We start from the raw sequence: 15,098 nt of genomic DNA on the forward strand, positions 1-15,098 counted from the left end.
TCGTCACTGATCACGTTCAGCTGAAAATTGCAGCCTTCGCCTTCAACTTCTACCTGGGTTTCTGGCAGCTTTCCTTCAAGGAAGCTTTTAACTTCTACGGCCTGCATGCTTAACCTCAATCGGCGCCCTACGCGCGCGGGTCGGCCATCATACAAAAAAGCCTGCCCGCTGCGAACCCCGGATTAATAGACTCGGACGGAAAGCGCTTCGGGAACGCGGGTGAAAGCTGCTTCACCCGGCTCGCTGATGGCTATTGATGTTGATCGAATAACTCGGTCAAACCGGAAACCTGCGCAATTTCACGCATGTCATCGGGCAATCCCTGAACGCTGACCACCTTGCCGGCGGCCTTGGCGTCACGCATGAACGCTAGCAGCAACGCTAAACCGACGCTGCTGGACTTCTCCACTTCGGAGCAGTCCAGAACCAATGCCGACGCATCGCTGGCCTTGATCAGCGCCTGACCTTGCTTGCGCAAGGTCGGGCCGGTGCGGTAGTCAAGTACGCCGCTCAGGTGTAATTCACCCGCAGCGCCAAGACGAACGGCTGTTTCAATCATTGTGCAGGCTTCTCGGCGGCTTGATCGACCGTGCTTTTGGCCTTGGCCACTTCACCAGCCCAGTTGTTGATGGTCGTGTCGAGGTTGTTGCCGTTCTGGCGCATGGCGTCAGCGAACTGATCACGGAACAGCTTGCCGATGTTGATGCCGTTAACGATGACGTTGCGGACTTTCCACTCGCCATTGACCTTCTCAAGCGTGTAGCTCACTGGGTAAACCGCACCGCCGTTGCCTTTGACGGACATGTCGACGCTGGTACGGTCGCCACTTTCGTCTTTGGCAGGAGAAACGGTAATCCCCTGGTTGTTGTATTCAAGCAGTGCGTTGCCATAGAACTGGAACAGGCTGCGCTTGAAGTTTTCAGTGAAGGTTGCTATCTGCGCAGGCGTTGCCCGGCCTGAATACTTCACGGTCATGACGCTTTTCGAGATGCCCTCGGCATCCACCACGGGCCCTACAATTGTGTTCAAAGCGTCATAAAAAGCGCTCGGATTGGTTTTGTATTGGTCTTTATGGGCGGCCAGGTCTGCCAACAACTGCTTGGTCGTACCATCGACCAAATCATGCGCTGACTGACCCGGCGCCGCATTGGCGAACAACGGAAGAGCAGTCAGCAAAATCAGCAGACTACGGCGCAAGGTTGAGAACATTGAGAAATTCCTCATTTGGCGTCTTTACTCACAGTGTTGAGCATGAATTTGCCGATCAAGTCTTCGAGCACCAATGCCGATTGAGTGTCATGGATAACACTGCCGTCTTTGAGCAGTGCTGTTTCGCCTCCGACGCTGATGCCGACGTATTTCTCGCCCAGCAAACCAGCGGTCAGAATCGAAGCGGTGGAGTCTGTAGGCAGATTATTCACCCGCTTTTCGACTTCCATGGTCACCCGACCCATAAAGGTGTCACGGTCCAGATCGATTGCCGTGACCTTGCCGATGGTCACACCGGCCATGGTCACCTTGGCTCTGACAGTCAAACCGGCAATATTGTCGAAGTTTGCATAAAGTTTATAACTGTCGTGGTTCGCGCTTGCGCTCAGACCACTGACACGCAAGGCCAATAAGATCAAAGCAAGGATCCCGGCCAGCAGGAAAAGGCCAACGCCGGTTTCCAAGGTGCGGTTTTGCATCAGAAATCTCCAAACATCAAGGCGGTCAAAATAAAGTCGAGGCCTAATATGGCCAATGAGGCGTACACCACGGTTTTAGTGGTGGCACGGCTGATCCCTTCCGACGTGGGCTCACAGTCATACCCCTGGAACACGGCGATCCAGGTCACTACAAAAGCAAAAATCATGCTTTTGATTACACCGTTGAGCACGTCGCTTTGAAAATTCACGCTGCTTTGCATGTTCGCCCAGAATGATCCCTGGTACACGCCGAGCCAATCGATGGCGACCCAGGATCCGCACCAGATACCCACGACGCTGAAGATCATCGCCAGCAGTGGCAGGGAAATAAACCCAGCCCACAAACGCGGCGCGACGATATATTTCAGCGGATCGACGCCGATCATTTCCAGACTGGACAGTTGCTCGGTGGATTTCATGTTGCCGATTTCAGCAGTCAATGCCGAGCCTGCACGACCTGCGAAGAGCAAACCGGCTACCACCGGCCCCAACTCTCGCAGCAAGGTCAAGGCGACCATCTGCCCGACCGCCTGCTCGGATCCGTATTTCTGAAGGATACTGAAACCTTGCAGCGCCAGGACCATACCGATGAAACCGCCGGAAACGACAATTATCAGCAGCGACATGACGCCTATAGAATGCAGTTGCCGAACCAATAATTGAAAACTGCCGCCGATACCGCCACGACCGAACAACGCATGAGCCAAAAACAGCCCAGAGCGGCCCAGCACCGTCACCATATCGATGGACGCACGGCCGAACAGACTGACTCGGTCCATTAATGAATGTCTGCGCATCAGCGCTTCCCCAAAAGATCTTCGCGATAATCCGGTGCCGGATAATGAAATGGAACAGGACCGTCCGGGTCGCCCGTCATGAATTGACGAATGCGCGGATTATCCGAGCTCGCCAGTTCCTGCGGAGTTCCCTGCCCCAGCACTTGACCATCGCCTACGACATATAAGTAGTCAGCGATGCTCGCGGTTTCAGCCAGATCGTGGGAAACCACGATGCTGGTAATGCCCAACGCGTCATTCAGCAGACGAATCAGCCGAACCAATACACCCATTGCAATCGGGTCCTGGCCAACGAAAGGTTCGTCATACATGAGAATTTGCGGGTCCAGAGCAATCGCCCGGGCCAAGGCTACACGCCGCTTCATGCCACCGGACAATTCGTCAGGCATCAATTCGACGGCACCGCGCAGACCTACCGCCTGCAATTTCAGCAGGACAATGTCGCGGATCATTTCTTCAGGCAGTTCGGTATGAACACGCAGCGGGAACGCTACGTTTTCAAACACATCAAGGTCGGTGAACAAGGCACCGCTCTGGAACAACACGCCCATGTGCTTGCGAGCATCGAACAGATCGCTGCGCGACAATTTAGGCAAGTTTTGTCCATTGACCCACACTTCCCCGCTGCTGGGACGCAATTGTGCCCCCATCAAACGCAGCAATGTGGTCTTGCCACTGCCAGAAGGCCCCATGATGCCGGTGACTTTGCCCCGGGGAACACGGATATCAATATTATTGAAGATGCTGCGCGAACCGCGCTTGAAGGACACTCCCTTCAGCTCGACCGCGTAGGCGTTATCGACGCTCATCTAAACTCCTCAAGATGCAGCCCCACTCTCAGCGACCAAAATACATGACGCTTGGCATGTACTGACTGGATGGGCCGAACAGGCGGCGAACTATACCACTGCGAGCGCGCGCGTCCCACGCAAGAAGCCTCTTTCGTTCAAGAGCCGGACAGATAATTCGAACAATTGCGAACCATTGTCGAAGAGCGTATGCATCGGGCAACACAGGAACTGCACACGGACACAAGATCAAGGGTGAGGGAATTGACCATTACGGCTATAATCGCCGCCTTTTCATCAGCCTGACCGTTTCCGACATGAGCCAATCCAGCGACCTGATTCAAACAGCACAACGCACCATCCGCCTCGAAATAGAAGCCGTAGAGGGTTTACTGGCACATATTGACGCTGATTTCGTGCGCGCTTGCGAACTGATTCTGGCCGGCAAAGGCCGCGTTGTCGTGGTCGGCATGGGTAAATCCGGGCACATTGGCAAGAAGATCGCCGCCACCCTGGCCAGCACCGGCACTACCGCATTTTTTGTCCACCCGGCAGAAGCAAGCCATGGCGACATGGGCATGATCACCGGCGACGACATCATCCTGGCCATTTCGAACTCGGGAACGACCAGTGAAATTGTTACACTTTTGCCGCTGATCAAACGCCTGGGCATCAAAATGATCAGCCTGACCGGCAATCCGGACTCAACGATGGCCAAGGCGGCAGAAGTCAATTTGAATGTTCATGTCGAACATGAAGCCTGCCCGCTGAACCTCGCACCGACGTCTTCGACCACGGCGGCCCTGGTCATGGGCGACGCGCTGGCCGTTGCGCTGCTCGAAGCGCGCGACTTCACCGCAGAAGACTTCGCGTTCTCGCACCCAGGCGGCGCATTGGGACGACGCTTGCTGCTCAAAGTCGAACACGTCATGCACGTCGGCGAAAGCCTGCCTCACGTCCAGCGCGGCACGCTGTTGCGTGACTCGTTGATGGAAATGACCCGCAAGGGCCTGGGGATGACCGCCGTACTGGAGGCCGACGGCCGCTTGGCCGGGATCTTCACCGACGGCGATTTACGTCGAACGCTTGATCGGGACATCGACATCCGCCAGGCGACCATCGATGACGTGATGACTGTCCACGGCAAAACCGCTCGCCCCGACATGCTGGCGGCTGAAGCACTGAAAATAATGGAAGATCACAAGATCGGCGCCCTGATCGTTGTCGATGAGAACGACCACCCTATCGGCGCTTTCAATCTGCAAGATCTGCTGCGTGCGGGGGTTATGTAGTGACTGATGCAATTGCAAAAAACTTGCTGCAGCGCGGCAAAAATATCAAATTGGCGATTTTCGACGTCGACGGCGTGCTGACCGATGGCCGCCTGTACTTCCTCGAAGACGGCAGCGAATTCAAGACATTCAATACCCTCGACGGCCAGGGCATCAAGATGCTGATCGCGTCGGGCGTAGTCACCGCTATCATCAGTGGTCGCAAAACCCCTGTAGTAGAGCGGCGGGCGAAGAACCTGGGCATTCAGCATCTGTATCAGGGCCGTGAAGATAAATTGGTCGTGCTCGACGAATTATTGGCTCAACTCAGCCTAAGCTACGAACAAGTCGCCTATTTAGGCGATGATCTGCCAGACTTGCCGGTCATTCGGCGCGTCGGCCTGGGCATGGCAGTTGCCAATGCCGCCAGCTTTGTCCGACAACATGCTCACGGTATTACCCAGGCTCGCGGTGGCGAGGGTGCAGCGCGCGAGTTTTGCGAACTGATCCTCAGTGCCCAGGGCAGCCTCGAAGCGGCCCATGCCGCCTACTTATAGAAGTTATTTATGTTGAGTAAAAAAATTCGCCGGTTTTTGATTCTGGGTGTAATTGCCCTGCTGGTTGCAGCGGCAGGCTATTGGAACATCAGCCCGGAAACCTTCCTCGAGCAGAAAACGGCTGTTGTAGATCCAGGCACAATCGATTTCTATGCCACCAAGGCACACAGCCTGCAGTTTTTGCCAGACGGCAAACTTCAGTACGACATGACGTCCGATAAGGTCGAACATCTTCAGGTCTCAGACGTAACGCTGCTGACCAATCCCGATTTGCAACTGTTTCGCGGCGCCCAATATCCTTGGCACGTCCAGAGCCTGAAGGGCGAAGTCTCGCCTGGAGGCACTCAAGTCGAGCTGATTGACTCGGTCCGCGTTGCAAGAACTGATGAAAAGAACCGGACAACGATTATTACCAGCAGTCGAATGACGGTATTCCCACAGAAGCAATATGCGCAGACCGAGCAAGCCGTTAGAATCGACGGCTTCGGCGGTGTCACTACCGGCACGGGTATGAAAGCGTATTTGAACGACGGCAGGATGAACCTGCTGTCCAACGTAAGAGGACAGTATGAGGCTCGTTAAAACCCTCCCTTTTTTGCTCGGCCTGGGCACAGTACTGGGAAGCGTGAGCGCTTGGGCTCTGCCGACGGACCGCGATCAGCCTATTCATATCCAGTCTGACGACGCGCAACTCGATGACAAGCAAGGCATCGCCACGTACAAAGGCAATGTGATCATCACCCAAGGCACGATGAAGATCACGGGCAACACCGTGACCATCACCCGCACCTCCACCGGTGAAATCAACGTCTTCACCTCCGTGGGCAACCTTGCGTACTACGAACAGAAACCCGAGTTGAACAAGCCTATTGTTCAAGCGTACGGCGTGACTATTCAATACTTTGCACTGGATAACAAAATCGTCCTGATCGACAAGGCCAAGGTGATCAACGACGGCAACACCTCCGAAGGTGAGAAAATCATCTACGACACGGTGAGGCAGGTTGTTAACGCTGGTCGCGCCAATGGCACAAAATTGACCGCTCCGCGGCCACGGATCGACATGGTCATCCAGCCAAAAAGCAAACCAGACGCGCAGAAGGCTCCTTAATGGCAACGCTGAAAGCCCAACACTTGGCGAAAGCCTATAAGGGCCGGCAGGTCGTTCGCGATGTCAGCTTGTCTATCGACAGCGGGCAAATCGTCGGGCTGCTCGGTCCTAACGGTGCAGGCAAGACTACGTGTTTCTACATGATCGTTGGCTTGGTGCAAGCCGACCAGGGTCGTGTATTGATAGATGACCTGGACGTCAGTCATCAACCCATGCATGGCCGCGCACGCGCCGGCATTGGCTATCTGCCGCAAGAAGCGTCGATCTTTCGCAAGCTGTCGGTTGCCGATAACATTATGGCGATTCTTGAGACCCGCAAAGAACTTGACCGCGCGGCACGTCGCAAAGAGCTGGAAAGCCTGTTGCAGGAATTTCACATTAGCCACATTCGCGACAACCTGGGCATGAGCCTGTCCGGTGGCGAGCGTCGCCGGGTAGAAATCGCCCGAGCCCTGGCCACTTCACCCAAGTTCATCTTGCTGGATGAGCCGTTTGCAGGTGTCGACCCGATTTCCGTGGGCGATATCAAGCAGATCATCTATCACTTGAAAGCCAAGGGAATTGGCGTTCTGATCACCGATCACAACGTTCGTGAAACCCTGGATATTTGTGAAACGGCCTACATCGTCAACGATGGGCAACTGATCGCGGAAGGTAATTCAGAAACTATTCTGGCTAACCAATTGGTTAAAGAGGTTTACCTCGGCCACGAATTCCGCCTGTAAGGTCTGCGGTGTTTCGCTGTTCAAAAAGCGACGGGCACTAGAATCTCGCGCTGGCAAGCTTTTTAATTGTCAGCGCGCTCTAGGCAAACACTTAGGTTTCAGGCATATAATTTGCTTAAGTTGGCGCTTCGGCGCCCTGTAGATGGCGCATGCGCGCCGGCGAATAAGGTGTTAAGCCCAAGCCATGAAACCATCGCTAGTCCTGAGAATGGGCCAGCAGCTGACGATGACACCTCAGCTGCAACAGGCCATCCGCCTCCTCCAACTGTCGACCCTGGACCTTCAACAAGAGATCCAGGAAGCGTTGGAGTCCAATCCTATGCTGGAACGCCAGGAAGAAGGCGACGACTTCGACAACGCCGATCCGTTGGCCGACAACGTAGAGAAACCCAACCCTGACGTCCAGGAACCGACTTACCAGGAAGCCGCCCCAACGGTGGACAACCTGGAAGAAGGCGACTGGAGCGAGCGCACCTCCAACGAATTGCCCGTCGACACCGCCTGGGAAGATGTTTATCAGACCAGCGCCAGCAGCTTGCCCAGCAACGACGATGACGAGTGGGACTTTACCACTCGCACCTCAGTGGGCGAGAGCCTGCAGAGCCACTTGCTTTGGCAACTGAACCTGGCGCCAATGTCCGACATTGATCGCCTGATCGCCGTCACCCTGATCGACTGCATTAACAATCAGGGTTACCTCGACGAGTCGCTCGAGGAAATCCTGGACGCTTTCGATCCGGAAATGGATGTCGAGCTGGACGAGATCGAAGCGGTACTGCATCGCATCCAGCAGTTCGAACCTGCGGGAATCGGCGCTCGCAACCTCAGCGAATGCCTGTCACTGCAACTTCGTCAGTTGCCGGCAAAAACCCGCTGGCTGGCGGAAGCGCAACGGCTGGTATGTGACTATATCGACCTGCTCGGCAGCCGTGATTACGGGCAACTGATGCGCCGCATGAAGCTCAAGGAAGACGAACTGCGCCAGGTCATCGAATTGGTACAGAGCCTTAATCCGCGCCCAGGCTCCCAAATCGAATCCGCTGAAGCCGAATACGTCGTGCCCGACGTCATCGTGCGTAAGGACAATGAACGCTGGCTGGTGGAGCTCAATCAGGAATCCGTACCGCGCCTGCGGGTCAATCCCCAGTACGCGGGCTTCGTTCGTCGAGCCGATACCAGTGCTGACAACACCTTCATGCGCAATCAGTTGCAGGAGGCCCGCTGGTTCATCAAGAGCCTGCAAAGCCGCAATGAAACGCTGATGAAAGTCGCCACGCAGATTGTCGAGCACCAGCGCGGCTTCCTTGAATATGGCGACGAGGCCATGAAGCCGTTGGTTCTGCATGACATCGCCGAAGCGGTCGGCATGCACGAATCGACAATTTCCCGCGTTACTACGCAAAAATTCATGCATACCCCCCGTGGCATTTACGAACTGAAATATTTCTTTTCCAGTCACGTAAGCACCTCAGAGGGCGGTGAATGTTCGTCCACAGCCATCCGCGCGATCATCAAAAAACTGGTTGCCGCTGAAAATCAGAAAAAGCCGTTGAGTGACAGCAAGATCGCTGGTTTACTGGAGGCACAAGGCATTCAGGTAGCCCGTCGCACAGTTGCCAAATACCGCGAATCACTGGGTATAGCGCCTTCGAGCGAGCGCAAGCGACTAATGTGATGAGGGCGTGAAGCCAAAGCGTTCCAGTGGCAGGTATCTAGCCTGCCTCTTTATGCACTGGCAACGAAGGAGAAGCTGTATGCAAGTCAACATCAGTGGACACCAGCTAGAAGTGACAAAGCCCCTGCGTGAGTACATTGAGCTCAAACTCAGAAAGCTTGAAGGGCACTTTGACAAGATTACAAATGTGCAGGTAACGATGGCGGTCGAGAAACTGAAACAGAAGATCGAAGCCACCTTGCACATCCACGGTGGGGAGGTAGTCGCTAACGCCGAACATGACGATATGTACGCGGCGATCGATCTACTTACTGACAAGCTCGACAGACAATTGCTCAAGCATAAGGAAAAGCAGCAGAACATCCTTAAAGGTGCGACGGCTCGCTAAACACTGCCAACTCATGATCCGACTTGAAAATATCCTGACCCCCGGCCGTTCCATTGTGAACGTGCCGGGCGGCAGCAAAACAAAAGCACTCGAGCAAGTTGCCCATCTGATCGGCCGTGAAGTGCCCGATCTGAATTCGGGTGAAATCTACGAGAAACTGATTGCCCGTGAAAAACTTGGCTCGACAGGTTTCGGCAATGGCATTGCCATTCCTCATTGTCGCCTTACCGGCTGCAACGACCCCATCAGCGCCCTGATACACCTGGACGCTCCGATCGACTACGACGCCATTGATGGCGCGCCTGTCGATCTGTTGTTCGTGCTGCTGGTGCCGGAAGCCGCTACAGACGCACACCTGGCATTGTTGCGACAGATTGCCAGCATGCTTGATCGTAAAGAGGTGCGAGACAGGCTGCGTGGCGCGAAAAGCAATGAAGCGCTCTATCAAGTAGTTCTGGACGTGCAGAGCGGGCATTAGTCATGCGAATGATCATCGTCAGCGGTCGATCCGGCTCGGGTAAGAGCACGGCACTTAACGTGCTGGAAGACAGTGGCTTCTACTGCATCGACAATTTGCCGGCCGGCCTGCTTCCCGAGCTGGCTGATCGCGCGCTGATTCATACCGAACTGGCGGAACCGCTGATCGCCGTGTCCATTGACGCACGCAACCTGCCAAGCCATCTGTTTCGCTTCCCGCAATTACTTGAAGAGCTTCGCAACCTTCACATCCAATGCGATGTGTTGTACCTGGACGCAGACGAAGAAACCTTATTAAAACGCTTCTCTGAAACCCGTCGACGCCACCCGCTGAGCAGTGCCAACCGCTCGCTGGCTGAAGCGATACGTGACGAAACCACCCTGCTCGGCCCGATCATCGACCTGGCCGACCTGAAGATTAATACGACGCATCTGAACCTGTACCAGCTGCGAGACACGATCAAGCTGCGCCTGCTGAACAAGCCGGAACCCGGTACGGCGTTTCTGGTGGAATCGTTTGGTTTCAAGCGCGGAATGCCGGTGGATGCCGATCTGGTATTCGACGTGCGCTGCTTGCCGAATCCATACTGGAAACCAGACCTTCGCGAGCAGTCAGGCCTCGATCAGCCGGTGATCGACTATTTGGCCGCCCAGCCGGATGTCGAAGAAATGTTTCAGGACATCTACACCTATTTGAACAAATGGTTGCCGCGCTTTGCCGCCAGCAACCGTGCTTACGTCACTATTGCCATTGGCTGCACCGGCGGACACCACCGCTCTGTCTACCTGACCGAGCGCTTGGGCCAGATGCTGCAGCAATCCCTCAAGAACGTTCAGGTTCGCCACCGCGACCTCAACTGAAAGGACTTCCATCGCGATGCCCGTTCATCAAATCACCATCATCAACAAGCTTGGCCTGCACGCTCGTGCCGCCGCGAAATTCGTCGGCGTCGCGGGCAGATTTCCCTGCAAGATACGAGTCGGTCGCGACGCTGAAAGCATGGTCGACGGCAAAAGCATCATGGCAGTCATGATGCTGGCCGCTGGCAAAGGCACTGATATCCATCTGCACACCGAAGGCGATGATGAACAAGCTGCTTTGGATGGTTTGATCGAGCTGATCAATAACCGGTTTGACGAAGGCGAGTGAACTCCGCAGGCAATACCAAGGGATACCGGTGGGACCGGGGAACTGTGGATTACCCCACGACCCCTGTAGGAGCCAACTGGTTGGCGAGGCTTCATAACTGATACACCGCTCGGGCATTTCGCCAACCAGTTGGCTCCTACAGGGAAGCGGTGATTAGCTACCCGCCACCATCATCCGTTCAATCAATATCGAGCCAGTGCGAATGTTGCTGCGCAGTTCAAGATCGCTGCCGATGGCGACGATTTGCTTGAACATGTCGCGCAAATTGCCAGCGATGGTCACTTCCTGAACCGGGAACTGTATCTCCCCGTTCTCGACCCAGAACCCGGCCGCTCCACGGGAGTAATCGCCGGTTACCATGTTCAACCCGCTGCCCATCAACTCTGTCACCAACAAACCGCGCCCCATGCGACGCAACAACGCCGCCTGATCTTCAATGCCGTGGGTCACAAACAGGTTGTGCACGCCGCCCGAGTTGGCGGTGCTCGGCAAGCCCAACTTGCGCCCGGAATACGTACCCAACACGTAGGACACCAGATCGCCATTTTCGACGAACGGTTTTGCATAAGTCGCCAGGCCGTCGCCATCGAACGCTGAACTGCCCATGCCGCGCATCAAATGCGGCCGTTCGTCCAGAGTCAGCCATTCAGGGAACAACCGTTGACCCATGGCACCTTCAAGGAATGAAGACTTGCGATACAAGTTGCCGCCGGAAATCGCCGACAAGAAATGTCCCAACAGTCCACCCGCCAGTTCCGCCGAAAACAATACCGGGACTTCGCACGTAGGCACCGGACGCGCGCCCAACCGGCTGGCCGCGCGCTCGGCAGCGCGACGGCCGATGCTTTGAGCGTCCGCCAACAGCTCACCCTGGCGGCTCACGTCATACCAGTAATCGCGCTGCATCTGGCCATCGCCTTCAGCGATCATTACGCAACTCAGGCTGTGGCGAGTCGACGCTGATCCGCCGATAAAACCATGACTGTTGCCATACACGCGGCAGCCTTGGTGGGTATTCAGCGTGGTGCCGTCGGCGTTCTTGATCCGGCTGTCGGCGTCAAACGCTGCGGCTTCACAGATCAAAGCGCGTTCGATGGCCTGTTCTGGCGTGATGTCCCACGCATGAAACAGATCGAAATCCTGCAGATCCCTGGCCATCAGTGCCGCGTCGGCCAAGCCCGAGCTTTCATCTTCAGACGTGTGCTTAGCGATGGCCAACGCAGCAGCGACGGTCTCACGAATGGCATCGGCACCGCTGGCCGAGGTGCTGGCCGAGCCTTTGCGCTGCCCTACATATAAGGTGATACCGAACCCTTGGTCGCGATTGAACTCGACGGTTTCCACTTCGCGCTGCCGAACCGACGTCGACAATCCTTGTTCCAGCGACACCGCCACTTCGCAGGCACTGGCGCCTTGACGCTTGGCTTCGGCGAGGATTTGCTCGACCTGGTCCTGCAGTGCCGGCAAGGCCTGTGGGCCGACGCTTTGAGATTCACTCATGACTTTCTCCATCAAATTCTGCTTTCGGCACATGCCGAGTACCGACCGGGCCGGACAAGTGGCCCCTGACTGGTTATCATGGCGGCGATTATTAGCGGACTGCCCCCATGGTTGATTCTTACGACGACTCCCTCGACGAGGGTAAAAGCAAAACTCAGGTCAAACGCGAGCTACATGCTCTGGTTGACATGGGCGAGCGCCTGACCACACTCAAGCCTGACCTGCTGGCGAAGCTGCCCCTGACCGACGCCTTGCGCCGGGCCTTGGCTGAAGCGCCCAAGCACACGGCAAACATTGCGCGTAAGCGGCATATTCTGTTCATCGGCAAACTGATGCGCGATCAAGACCTTGACGCCATTCTGGTATTGCTCGACCAACTGGATGCCTCCACTCGCCAATATAACGAACGCTTTCACGGCCTTGAACGCTGGCGTGATCGCTTGCTTGTCGGCACCGACGACGTGATTGAAAAGTTTGTCGGTGACTATCCGGATGCGGATCGTCAGCAACTGCGCTCGTTTATTCGCCAGGCTCAGCATGAGCTGGCGCAGAACAAGCCACCGGCTGCCAGCCGCAAACTGTTCAAGTACATCCGCGAGCTGGACGAGACACAACGCGGCCTGCGTTAGTCGTCGACCCGGGGCGGGCGTTTTCATGCCCCAACCCCGGCTCACGTTCAACCGCCGGTACCGCCTACGGTGATTGCATCGATCTTCAAAGTCGGCTGGCCTACGCCTACCGGTAATGACTGACCGTCTTTGCCACAGGTGCCCACACCGCTGTCCAGTGACAGGTCGTTACCCACCATCGACACGCGACTCATGGCTTCCGGCCCGTTGCCAATCAAAGTAGCGCCTTTGACCGGTGCGGTGATTTTGCCGTCTTCGATCAAATACGCTTCGCTGGTGGAAAACACGAACTTGCCGCTGGTGATGTCCACTTGTCCACCGCCCAGGTTGGCGCAGTAGATGCCGCGCTTCACCGAGGCGATGATTTCCGCAGGATCGCTCTGCCCAGCCAGCATGTAAGTGTTGGTCATGCGCGGCATCGGCAGGTGTGCATAGGACTCACGGCGACCATTGCCGGTGCGGGCGACACCCATCAGCCGCGCATTCAACTTGTCTTGCATGTAGCCCTTGAGCACGCCATTTTCGATCAGCGTCGTGCATTGGGTCGGAGTGCCCTCATCGTCCACGGACAACGAACCACGACGACCGGCCAATGTGCCGTCATCGACGATGGTGCACAGACTGGACGCAACCATTTCACCCATGCGTCCGCTGTAAGCGGAGCTGCCTTTACGATTGAAATCGCCTTCCAGACCATGGCCGACCGCTTCGTGCAACAGCACGCCAGACCATCCAGGCCCGAGAACCACAGGCAATGTGCCAGCCGGCGCCGGAATCGCTTCGAGGTTAACCAATGCCTGACGCAGCGCTTCACGGGCGTAGCCCATGGCCCGGTCGTCGCTGAGGAAATAACGGTAATCGGTACGCCCGCCGCCGCCATGGCCGCCGCGCTCACGTCGTCCATTCTGTTCGACGATGACGCTAACGTTAAAGCGCACCAGCGGACGCACGTCGGCCGCCAGGCTGCCGTCGGTGGAAGCCACCAGAATTCGTTCCCAGACGCCGGCCATGCTGACCGTCACTTGCTGGATGCGTGAGTCCAGCGCTCGGGTTGCGACGTCGATCCGCTTGAGCAGTTCGACCTTCTCGGCGCGGGTCATGACTTCCAGCGGGTTATCCGGCGCGTATAGCTGCGCCACGTCTTGGGTGGTGAACGCCTTGACCGTGCCTTCTTGCCCGGCACGGGAAATCGAGCGAGCAGCACGCGCGGCCAGGCTCAGCGCTTCATGGGTAATGGTGTTGCTGTAGGCAAAACCGGTTTTCTCGCCCGACTGCGCTCGCACGCCGACGCCTTGATCGAGGTTAAAACTGCCTTCCTTGACGATGCCGTCTTCCAATGCCCAGGATTCGGAGATCTGCCCTTGAAAATACAGGTCAGCCGCATCGATCCCGGGTCCGGCCAGCTCGCCGAGCACCGACTGCAAGCTGTCGAGGCTAAGGCCGCCGGGCGCTAAAAGGTGTTCGCTGACAGAGGACAAATCGCTCATATTCACTCCGAAGTGTGCACAGGCCGCACGGCGTCCTGCGAAAAAAATCGCCGGTGACTGGACACCGGCATCCGCGCCCTGATGGACGTCTGTTCATCGCTATTGCGCTCGGCCAGCAGCACCGCTTCACCCTGGGCTCGTTCGGCCAACACCCGGCCCCAAGGGTCGATGATTGCCGCATGCCCGTAAGTTTCCCGAGGTCCAGGGTGTACGCCGCCCTGTGCCGCTGCCAGCACATAACACTGGGTTTCTATGGCTCGTGCCCGGATCAAAATGTCCCAATGCGCAGCACCGGTCACGGCGGTGAACGCCGACGGCGCAGTAATCAATTCGGCACCCGCTTCACGCAGTGCGGTGTACAGCTCTGGAAAACGCAGGTCGTAACACACGCTCAGACCCAGGCGCCCTACCGGTGTGTCCGCCACCACCACGCTATGACCGTGAGCGTAGTCATCGGATTCACGGTATCGGCCACGGCTATCGGCAACGTCCACATCGAACAGGTGCAGCTTGTCATACCGTGCCACCTGCTCGCCGTGTTCATCCACCAGCAATGAGCACGCCGTTACTTTGCCCTGCGGCCGATCATTCGGTGGCAGCGGCAATGTACCGGCAACTATCCATAACTTGAGGTCGCGAGCGGCCAGTTTCAACCATGGGAGAATAGGGCCTTCGCCTTGAGCCTCGGCGCGACCGATATCGGCGACGTCTCGACGGCCCATTGCCGCGAAGTTTTCTGGCAGCACCGCAAGGCGCGCGCCAGAGGCGGCGGCCTGTTCAAGCAGACGACGGGCTTGGGCAAGATTGGCCAGCACATCGCTCTGACTGACCATTTGAATCACCGCAAAAGACATG

At 56.5% G+C, this 15,098-nt stretch carries 19 protein-coding genes and 1 pseudogene; 11 read left to right on the forward strand and 9 right to left on the reverse strand.

What is annotated here, in order from left to right; all coding sequences use genetic code 11:
• The 6 genes and pseudogenes from JWR17_RS20625 to JWR17_RS20650 form a co-directional block, all read right to left on the reverse strand.
• Positions 1–107 (reverse strand): annotated as a pseudogene (locus JWR17_RS20625) (BolA family transcriptional regulator); the annotation flags it as partial.
• 143 nt (positions 108–250) lie between these two features.
• On the reverse strand, positions 251–559 hold the full coding sequence (locus JWR17_RS20630; protein WP_299834297.1) for an STAS domain-containing protein: 309 nt from the start codon (positions 557–559) through the stop codon (positions 251–253).
• A complete protein-coding gene (locus tag JWR17_RS20635; protein ID WP_299834299.1) occupies positions 556–1,209 on the reverse strand; it encodes a phospholipid-binding protein MlaC in 654 nt (217 codons plus the stop codon). Before JWR17_RS20635 ends, JWR17_RS20630 begins: the two co-directional genes overlap by 4 nt.
• An 11-nt stretch (positions 1,210–1,220) precedes the next feature.
• A complete protein-coding gene (gene mlaD, locus JWR17_RS20640; protein WP_299834301.1) occupies positions 1,221–1,688 on the reverse strand; it encodes an outer membrane lipid asymmetry maintenance protein MlaD in 468 nt (155 codons plus the stop codon).
• Positions 1,688–2,485, reverse strand: coding sequence for a lipid asymmetry maintenance ABC transporter permease subunit MlaE (gene mlaE / locus JWR17_RS20645; protein ID WP_299834303.1), 798 nt, complete (start codon positions 2,483–2,485; stop codon positions 1,688–1,690). Before mlaE ends, mlaD begins: the two co-directional genes overlap by 1 nt.
• Entirely contained in the window at positions 2,485–3,294 is an 810-nt protein-coding gene (locus JWR17_RS20650; protein ID WP_299834305.1) for an ATP-binding cassette domain-containing protein, read from the reverse strand. The genes mlaE and JWR17_RS20650 overlap by 1 nt, the downstream gene beginning before the upstream one ends.
• A 296-nt stretch (positions 3,295–3,590) precedes the next feature.
• On the opposite strand from JWR17_RS20650, the gene JWR17_RS20655 reads away from it, so the two are divergent.
• The 10 genes from JWR17_RS20655 to JWR17_RS20700 all read left to right on the forward strand — a co-directional run bounded on the left by JWR17_RS20655 (position 3,591) and on the right by JWR17_RS20700 (position 10,627).
• Positions 3,591–4,565, forward strand: a complete 975-nt coding sequence (locus JWR17_RS20655; protein WP_299834307.1) for a KpsF/GutQ family sugar-phosphate isomerase — start codon at positions 3,591–3,593, stop codon at positions 4,563–4,565.
• A gap of 11 nt (positions 4,566–4,576) precedes the next feature.
• Positions 4,577–5,101, forward strand: a complete 525-nt coding sequence (locus JWR17_RS20660) for an HAD family hydrolase (protein ID WP_299834364.1) — start codon at positions 4,577–4,579, stop codon at positions 5,099–5,101.
• A gap of 9 nt (positions 5,102–5,110) precedes the next feature.
• Entirely contained in the window at positions 5,111–5,683 is a 573-nt protein-coding gene (lptC, locus tag JWR17_RS20665) for an LPS export ABC transporter periplasmic protein LptC (RefSeq protein ID WP_299834309.1), read from the forward strand.
• Positions 5,670–6,212 (forward strand): lipopolysaccharide transport periplasmic protein LptA, encoded by a 543-nt coding sequence (lptA, locus tag JWR17_RS20670; RefSeq protein WP_299834311.1) that lies wholly within the window; start codon positions 5,670–5,672, stop codon positions 6,210–6,212. The genes lptC and lptA overlap by 14 nt, the downstream gene beginning before the upstream one ends.
• On the forward strand, positions 6,212–6,937 hold the full coding sequence (gene lptB, locus JWR17_RS20675; protein ID WP_299834312.1) for an LPS export ABC transporter ATP-binding protein: 726 nt from the start codon (positions 6,212–6,214) through the stop codon (positions 6,935–6,937). The genes lptA and lptB overlap by 1 nt, the downstream gene beginning before the upstream one ends.
• 184 nt (positions 6,938–7,121) lie before the next feature.
• Positions 7,122–8,612 (forward strand): RNA polymerase factor sigma-54, encoded by a 1,491-nt coding sequence (locus JWR17_RS20680; RefSeq protein WP_299834313.1) that lies wholly within the window; start codon positions 7,122–7,124, stop codon positions 8,610–8,612.
• Positions 8,613–8,691: 79 nt separating this feature from the next.
• Positions 8,692–9,000 carry a ribosome-associated translation inhibitor RaiA gene (raiA, locus tag JWR17_RS20685; protein WP_299834314.1) on the forward strand — a complete coding sequence of 103 codons (309 nt, stop codon included), beginning with the start codon at positions 8,692–8,694 and terminating at the stop codon, positions 8,998–9,000.
• A 13-nt stretch (positions 9,001–9,013) separates the two neighbouring features.
• The gene (gene ptsN / locus JWR17_RS20690) at positions 9,014–9,478 is read left to right on the forward strand and encodes a PTS IIA-like nitrogen regulatory protein PtsN (protein ID WP_299834315.1); all 465 of its coding nucleotides are present in this window, start codon (positions 9,014–9,016) and stop codon (positions 9,476–9,478) included.
• Positions 9,479–9,480: 2 nt separating this feature from the next.
• Complete coding sequence (gene rapZ / locus JWR17_RS20695) at positions 9,481–10,338, forward strand: RNase adapter RapZ (RefSeq protein WP_299834317.1); 858 nt, start codon at positions 9,481–9,483, stop codon at positions 10,336–10,338.
• A 16-nt stretch (positions 10,339–10,354) separates the two neighbouring features.
• Positions 10,355–10,627: an HPr family phosphocarrier protein gene (locus JWR17_RS20700; RefSeq protein ID WP_299834318.1), complete on the forward strand. Its 273-nt coding sequence runs from the start codon at positions 10,355–10,357 to the stop codon at positions 10,625–10,627.
• Positions 10,628–10,780: 153 nt separating this feature from the next.
• On the opposite strand, the gene pmbA is transcribed toward JWR17_RS20700, so the two are convergent.
• Complete coding sequence (gene pmbA, locus JWR17_RS20705; protein WP_299834319.1) at positions 10,781–12,127, reverse strand: metalloprotease PmbA; 1,347 nt, start codon at positions 12,125–12,127, stop codon at positions 10,781–10,783.
• Between the two features lie 107 nt (positions 12,128–12,234).
• Between pmbA and yjgA the strand changes: the two genes are divergently transcribed.
• Positions 12,235–12,756: a ribosome biogenesis factor YjgA gene (gene yjgA, locus JWR17_RS20710; RefSeq protein ID WP_299834320.1), complete on the forward strand. Its 522-nt coding sequence runs from the start codon at positions 12,235–12,237 to the stop codon at positions 12,754–12,756.
• Between the two features lie 47 nt (positions 12,757–12,803).
• On the opposite strand, the gene tldD is transcribed toward yjgA, so the two are convergent.
• Positions 12,804–14,243: a metalloprotease TldD gene (tldD, locus tag JWR17_RS20715; protein WP_299834321.1), complete on the reverse strand. Its 1,440-nt coding sequence runs from the start codon at positions 14,241–14,243 to the stop codon at positions 12,804–12,806.
• A gap of 2 nt (positions 14,244–14,245) precedes the next feature.
• Positions 14,246–15,097: a carbon-nitrogen hydrolase family protein gene (locus JWR17_RS20720; RefSeq protein ID WP_299834324.1), complete on the reverse strand. Its 852-nt coding sequence runs from the start codon at positions 15,095–15,097 to the stop codon at positions 14,246–14,248.
• Between the last annotated feature and the right edge of the window lies 1 nt (position 15,098).

This window comes from Pseudomonas sp. (genome assembly GCF_028293835.1).
Taxonomy (GTDB): domain Bacteria; phylum Pseudomonadota; class Gammaproteobacteria; order Pseudomonadales; family Pseudomonadaceae; genus Aquipseudomonas.

What these genes read in the sequence shown, in the direction of transcription:
- JWR17_RS20630 (WP_299834297.1), bottom strand. Translation starts at nt 559, where the DNA reads ATGATTGAAACAGCCGTTCGTCTTGGCGCTGCGGGTGAATTACACCTG.
- JWR17_RS20635 (WP_299834299.1), bottom strand. Translation starts at nt 1,209, where the DNA reads ATGTTCTCAACCTTGCGCCGTAGTCTGCTGATTTTGCTGACTGCTCTT.
- mlaD (WP_299834301.1), bottom strand. Translation starts at nt 1,688, where the DNA reads ATGCAAAACCGCACCTTGGAAACCGGCGTTGGCCTTTTCCTGCTGGCC.
- mlaE (WP_299834303.1), bottom strand. Translation starts at nt 2,485, where the DNA reads ATGCGCAGACATTCATTAATGGACCGAGTCAGTCTGTTCGGCCGTGCG.
- JWR17_RS20650 (WP_299834305.1), bottom strand. Translation starts at nt 3,294, where the DNA reads ATGAGCGTCGATAACGCCTACGCGGTCGAGCTGAAGGGAGTGTCCTTC.
- JWR17_RS20655 (WP_299834307.1), top strand. Translation starts at nt 3,591, where the DNA reads ATGAGCCAATCCAGCGACCTGATTCAAACAGCACAACGCACCATCCGC.
- lptC (WP_299834309.1), top strand. Translation starts at nt 5,111, where the DNA reads ATGTTGAGTAAAAAAATTCGCCGGTTTTTGATTCTGGGTGTAATTGCC.
- lptA (WP_299834311.1), top strand. Translation starts at nt 5,670, where the DNA reads ATGAGGCTCGTTAAAACCCTCCCTTTTTTGCTCGGCCTGGGCACAGTA.
- lptB (WP_299834312.1), top strand. Translation starts at nt 6,212, where the DNA reads ATGGCAACGCTGAAAGCCCAACACTTGGCGAAAGCCTATAAGGGCCGG.
- JWR17_RS20680 (WP_299834313.1), top strand. Translation starts at nt 7,122, where the DNA reads ATGAAACCATCGCTAGTCCTGAGAATGGGCCAGCAGCTGACGATGACA.
- raiA (WP_299834314.1), top strand. Translation starts at nt 8,692, where the DNA reads ATGCAAGTCAACATCAGTGGACACCAGCTAGAAGTGACAAAGCCCCTG.
- ptsN (WP_299834315.1), top strand. Translation starts at nt 9,014, where the DNA reads ATGATCCGACTTGAAAATATCCTGACCCCCGGCCGTTCCATTGTGAAC.
- rapZ (WP_299834317.1), top strand. Translation starts at nt 9,481, where the DNA reads ATGCGAATGATCATCGTCAGCGGTCGATCCGGCTCGGGTAAGAGCACG.
- JWR17_RS20700 (WP_299834318.1), top strand. Translation starts at nt 10,355, where the DNA reads ATGCCCGTTCATCAAATCACCATCATCAACAAGCTTGGCCTGCACGCT.
- pmbA (WP_299834319.1), bottom strand. Translation starts at nt 12,127, where the DNA reads ATGAGTGAATCTCAAAGCGTCGGCCCACAGGCCTTGCCGGCACTGCAG.
- yjgA (WP_299834320.1), top strand. Translation starts at nt 12,235, where the DNA reads ATGGTTGATTCTTACGACGACTCCCTCGACGAGGGTAAAAGCAAAACT.
- tldD (WP_299834321.1), bottom strand. Translation starts at nt 14,243, where the DNA reads ATGAGCGATTTGTCCTCTGTCAGCGAACACCTTTTAGCGCCCGGCGGC.
- JWR17_RS20720 (WP_299834324.1), bottom strand. Translation starts at nt 15,097, where the DNA reads ATGTCTTTTGCGGTGATTCAAATGGTCAGTCAGAGCGATGTGCTGGCC.